This window comes from Polaromonas sp. AER18D-145, assembly GCF_002379095.1.
GTDB lineage: Bacteria > Pseudomonadota > Gammaproteobacteria > Burkholderiales > Burkholderiaceae_C > Polaromonas.
In genome coordinates this window covers 1-4,549 of sequence record NZ_NBZV01000091.1, presented here as the reverse complement: position 1 = coordinate 4,549, position 4,549 = coordinate 1, and the positions used below count along the sequence as shown (strand labels likewise).

Annotated in this window: 4 protein-coding genes; 2 read left to right on the top strand and 2 right to left on the bottom strand. The window is 62.5% G+C overall.

The genetic code is table 11. From position 1 onward, the window contains the following. Positions 1 to 1,078 (top strand): ATP-binding protein (locus B7G52_RS22845; RefSeq protein WP_240523593.1); only part of this gene is annotated, 1,078 nt, incomplete at its 5' end. An 18-nt stretch (positions 1,079 to 1,096) separates the two neighbouring features. Here B7G52_RS22845 and B7G52_RS22840 read toward each other — a convergent pair. Both B7G52_RS22840 and B7G52_RS22835 read right to left on the bottom strand, forming a co-directional pair. Further along, on the bottom strand, positions 1,097 to 2,455 hold the full coding sequence (locus tag B7G52_RS22840; protein WP_096699955.1) for a type II toxin-antitoxin system HipA family toxin: 1,359 nt from the start codon (positions 2,453 to 2,455) through the stop codon (positions 1,097 to 1,099). Continuing rightward, on the bottom strand, positions 2,449 to 2,700 hold the full coding sequence (locus B7G52_RS22835; protein ID WP_096671212.1) for a helix-turn-helix domain-containing protein: 252 nt from the start codon (positions 2,698 to 2,700) through the stop codon (positions 2,449 to 2,451). The genes B7G52_RS22840 and B7G52_RS22835 overlap by 7 nt, the downstream gene beginning before the upstream one ends. A 177-nt stretch (positions 2,701 to 2,877) precedes the next feature. Between B7G52_RS22835 and B7G52_RS22830 the strand changes: the two genes are divergently transcribed. Beyond that, on the top strand, positions 2,878 to 4,065 hold the full coding sequence (locus B7G52_RS22830; RefSeq protein ID WP_096699957.1) for a PLP-dependent aminotransferase family protein: 1,188 nt from the start codon (positions 2,878 to 2,880) through the stop codon (positions 4,063 to 4,065). The last annotated feature ends 484 nt before the right edge of the window (positions 4,066 to 4,549 follow it).

Genomic DNA, 4,549 nt, shown 5'->3' with positions numbered 1-4,549 from the left:
GGGCGGGTGGGAGGTGGTGATGGAGTCCATGGCGACTTATTGCTCCGACGAGATTTTCCGTATCCATGAGCTCGACCCTTTGGCGGGCGTCACCCTGGAGGGCCTTCTCGGTTTTTATGCGCCTGAAGTGCAGCCCGTGATCCGGGCCGCGGTAGATGCAGCCATCGGGCACGCCACCCCCTGGGACCTGGACCTTCCGCTGGTCACGGCCAAAGGCAGGCGCATCTGGGTTCGAACGCAGGGCCAGGCCATCCTGCAGGATGGCAAGCTGGTGCGCCTTTTCGGCGTGCTGCAGGACATCACCGAAATCAAGGCCACCGAAGCGGCCCTGCGCATGTCGAACCACGAGCTCGAGGCCTTTTCGTATTCGGTCTCCCATGACCTGCGCTCGCCGCTCAACAGCATCAACGGCTTCAGCCATTTGCTGGCCAGGAAACTGGCGGGCACCCTGGACACGGATGGGGCGCACTACCTGGCGCGCATCCAGGCCGGCACGCAGCAGATGGGGCAACTGATCGAAGGCCTGCTCGCACTCGCCGAGGTCTCGCGCACCTTGTTGGGCAACGAGCCGGTGGACCTGTCCGCCGTGGCTCGCTCAATCCTGGACGAATGGCAGATGCGCGAGCCCGGGCGCCATGTCACGGTGCAGATTGAAATTGGCCTGCAGACCCATGGCGATGCCCGGCTCATCCGGATGGTGATGGAAAACCTGCTGGAAAACGCCTGGAAATTCACCTCGAAAACAGCCCAGGCCGAAATCAGCGTCGGCCAGAAATCCGACGCGGACGGTCAGCCGGTGTTTTTTATCAGCGACAACGGCGCTGGCTTCGACATGGCCTATGTCAACAAGCTGTTCACGCCGTTCCAGCGTTTGCACGGGGTCACCGAGTTTCCCGGCATGGGCATTGGCCTGGTCACCGTCAGCCGCGTGATTACGCGGCATGGCGGCCGGCTCTGGGCCGAGGCGGCGCCCGGGCGCGGGGCCAGCTTTTTCTTCACCCTGTCAGGCGGTGCGGCCACGGCGGGCGGCGGCAACAGCCACCTGCAGGCGGACCCTGGCCCGTCGTCGCAGGGCTGACAACTTCCCCTTGCGTGGTCATGGCAGCTCCGCCATGAATCTTTCCGCCTGCGCGAGCATGCCGGCCCGAATCGGCTTGAACACGCGCCGCGGAAAACCATCGGGCAGCCCGGCCGCCACGCGGTCCAGCGCGTCGGGTACCTGCAGCACCAGCGCCACCATGTGGTCAAACGCATCGGGCACGCCGCTTTGCTGCGCCAGGGTTTGCCAGTGGCGTGTGGTGATCTCGTGCAGGTGGTAGTGCGTGTTCTTGCTACGCAAGGCCATCGCCAGCTTGGCGCGGCGTGGGTTAATTTGGCTGGGGCCATTGCCGATGATGGGCCAGACCGACAGCACGTCATACAGCGGTGTCATGCGGTAGCCGCCGCCTCGTTCCAGAAAGATCGAGAAGTTCTTGGCGTGGCCGTCGGTGGCAGCCATGAGCCAGAAGGCGAGCTGGGCCTTCACAAAAACAAGTTTGTCTTCGTCTGCACGCGTACTGATGTCCAGTTGCCGAAGAATGGCGCGAATACCGGGGCCACCGTCAGATTCATATTTTATTTCTCCGGATACGCCAAGTGCCTGGCAGAAGTCCTCCTGCGGCAACCGGGCCAGCCACGGTGACGCTCCTCTTGGCGATTGCAGCGCGCGGTCGAAGCGCTCAACGACGAGCACCTTGCGCTGACCAAAAGTAGCCATCTCGCAGTCCGCCACCGGCAGGCCCAACCGGGCCAGGAGCTGCGCGCAGAGCCATTCGTTTTCTACCGAGCTGCTCATGTCTGCCCGCATGTTGCCCACCAGCCCGAGCGGCAGCTTGAAGATATGCGTGGTGGGTGTCGCACCCAAAGGCCGCATCCATTGCCCGTTGTGCCAAAGCAGCGCGGTTTTTTCCTGCGCCCCGGCAATGGAAATGCGGAAGTCGTCCGGCTCCAGTTGCCCGAGCGTGCGACCGCCGGTCAACGCGCTTTGTATGGCATGTTCCACAGCTGCTTCATCCAGCGGCAGGGCATCAATGCGGTCAAAGTCGTCCGGTCTCATCCCCTGGGGCAACAACTGCACGGCGCCAACGCAATCACGGCCTATGGCCGCCAGCAAGGCAAACGTTTCCGTGCTGCCGGTCGAGAACTTGTCTCGCAGGCGCCGCCGTATGGCGTCGCTGTCGGGCAGCAAATTGTCAAAGAAGGTTCTGACCACCTCGCCGCGATGGGGGATATTTTGAGGTGGGAACGGCAATGAAAGTGAGAGTGGGCGCGACGCCGGGGAGACTGGCCAGCTCTCGTCATACTGAAACATGTGCTCGCCACCCGTGATGGACCAGGTGCCCACGCGTTCGCCATTGGTCCACACCCCCAGCCTGCTGTCCTGTGGGTTGCTGCGAGCGCGGCGAAAGGTCACCATGTCTCTGGCCCGGGCTCTGCCACCCGGTGGCGGGGTGGTTCTTCAATGACCAGGCGATAACCCATGGCCGTGACCATGCGGGCAATCTGGTCGAACGCTGTCACCTCTGGTGCGGCTTCGATACGTGCGATACGTTTTTGCGTAACGCCGATTCGCTGGCCCAGCTGGGCCTGTGTGAGTCCGCTTGCTTGCCGCAGCGACCGCAAGATGGTGCGCAATTGTTGAGGGGTGTCCACAGAGTACATCACAATACGCCTCTAAAGTAGTTATTGCAATTTACTACCTTAAAGTAGTTAAGTCAATATACGCCTTAAAAGCAGTTTAATCAGCCTCGCCAAAACCACGGGCCGCTGCCCATCATGCGAGGCTTGCGGCGTTAACATCCAAGGCAACCCATTCCCACCCCGAGACCTGCCATGCCCCTGCCATTTGCCGACCGCCTCAACAACGTAGAAACCTCAGCCATCCGCGAACTGTTCAAGCTGCTGGGCAAGCCCGGCATCATCAGCTTTGCCGGCGGCTTTCCCGACAGCGCCATGTTCGACGTGGCCGGCATCCAGGAAGCCGTCAACCAGGCCCTGAGCGAAGAACCCGGCGCCGCGCTGCAATACGGCGCCACCGAAGGCTACAACCCGCTGCGCGAACAGCTCGCCGCCTTCATGGGCAGCAAGGGCGTGAGCGTGGCGCCCGACGGCCTGATCGTCACCACCGGCAGCCAGCAGGCGCTGGACCTGCTGGGCAAAACCATGATCGACCCCGGCGACAAGGTGATTGTCGAAGGCCCGACCTTCCTGGCCACCATCCAGTGTTTTCGGCTCTACGGCGCCGACCTGGTCAGCGCCCCGGTGGACGCCAACGGCGTGGACACCGACGCGCTGGAAAAACTCATGGCCGAGCACAAGCCCAAGTTTGTGTATTTGATTCCCACCTTCGGCAACCCCAGCGGCGCCATGCTGAGCCTGGAGCGCCGCAAGAAAGTGCTGGCCCTGGCCGTCAAGTACAACACCCTGATCGTCGAGGACGACCCGTACGGTGACCTCTACTTCAACGATGCACCGCCCCCCAGCATTCTGAGCCTGAGCCAAGACGTGCCCGGCAGCCGCGAGCTGATTGCCCACTGCGGCAGCCTGAGCAAGGTGCTGAGCCCCGGCCTGCGCGTGGGCTGGATGGTTGGCCCCGCCGAGCTGCTGGCCAAGGCCACCATGTGCAAACAGTTCAGCGACGCACACACCAGCACTTTTGCCCAGGCCACCGCCGCGCAGTACCTCAAAGCCGGCCGCATGCCCGCCACCCTGGCCCGCGTGCGCAAGGTGTACGGCGAACGCGCCGTGGCCATGGGCGCCGCGCTCAAGCGCGAGCTCGGTGACGCGGTCGAGTTCACGCAACCGCAGGGCGGCCTGTTCTTCTGGGCCCGGCTCACGGGCGCGGGCGGCAAGACCAAAGACGCCGGCGAGTTTGCGAAGAGGGCGATTGAGCAGGGCGTGGCATTTGTGCCGGGGGCGCCGTTTTATGCGAATGCGCCAGATGTGAGCACCTTCCGGCTCAGCTTTGCGACCGCCGATGTCGCGAAGATTGAGGAAGGCGTGGGCCGTTTGGGCAAGGCCTTATAAGCCGCCCAGTGACCTCGCTAGCTTGATCCGCCTGGCCGAGGATCGGCCCTTCAATCGTAAAGACTCTCCGGAGCCCCTCTGTTTAGAGGATGTCCCAGTGCGCTTGTTCGCCTATCATCACTCGAGATTGCAAAGGTAGGTTTGTGAGTAATACAGGAGCTGCCATGCGGGCATTTCACGTATTCGTGGGTCTAATTTTCCGGGCTAGCACAGTCGCCTGCGCTCAACCACCGACTACAACGGTGCCCGACACTGCGATGTCGTCGATAGAGAAGAACTGAATGAAGGACAGGTTATGAATAGTCGCACTCTTGTGGGGATGTTTTGCTTGCTAGCCGGCGCGCGTCAAGGTAGTTGTCGCCTCATTCATGCAGCCAACTGCTGAATATCGTTGCACTCCGAATGCGCCCTGACGAAGGAGTCGCGCTCGGGGTTGAGAGTCACGGGGCCAACGGGCGACCAGTTGCGGGTCTTGCCGGACCAT

What these genes read in the sequence shown, in the direction of transcription:
- B7G52_RS22840 (WP_096699955.1), bottom strand. Translation starts at nt 2,455, where the DNA reads ATGGTGACCTTTCGCCGCGCTCGCAGCAACCCACAGGACAGCAGGCTG.
- B7G52_RS22835 (WP_096671212.1), bottom strand. Translation starts at nt 2,700, where the DNA reads ATGTACTCTGTGGACACCCCTCAACAATTGCGCACCATCTTGCGGTCG.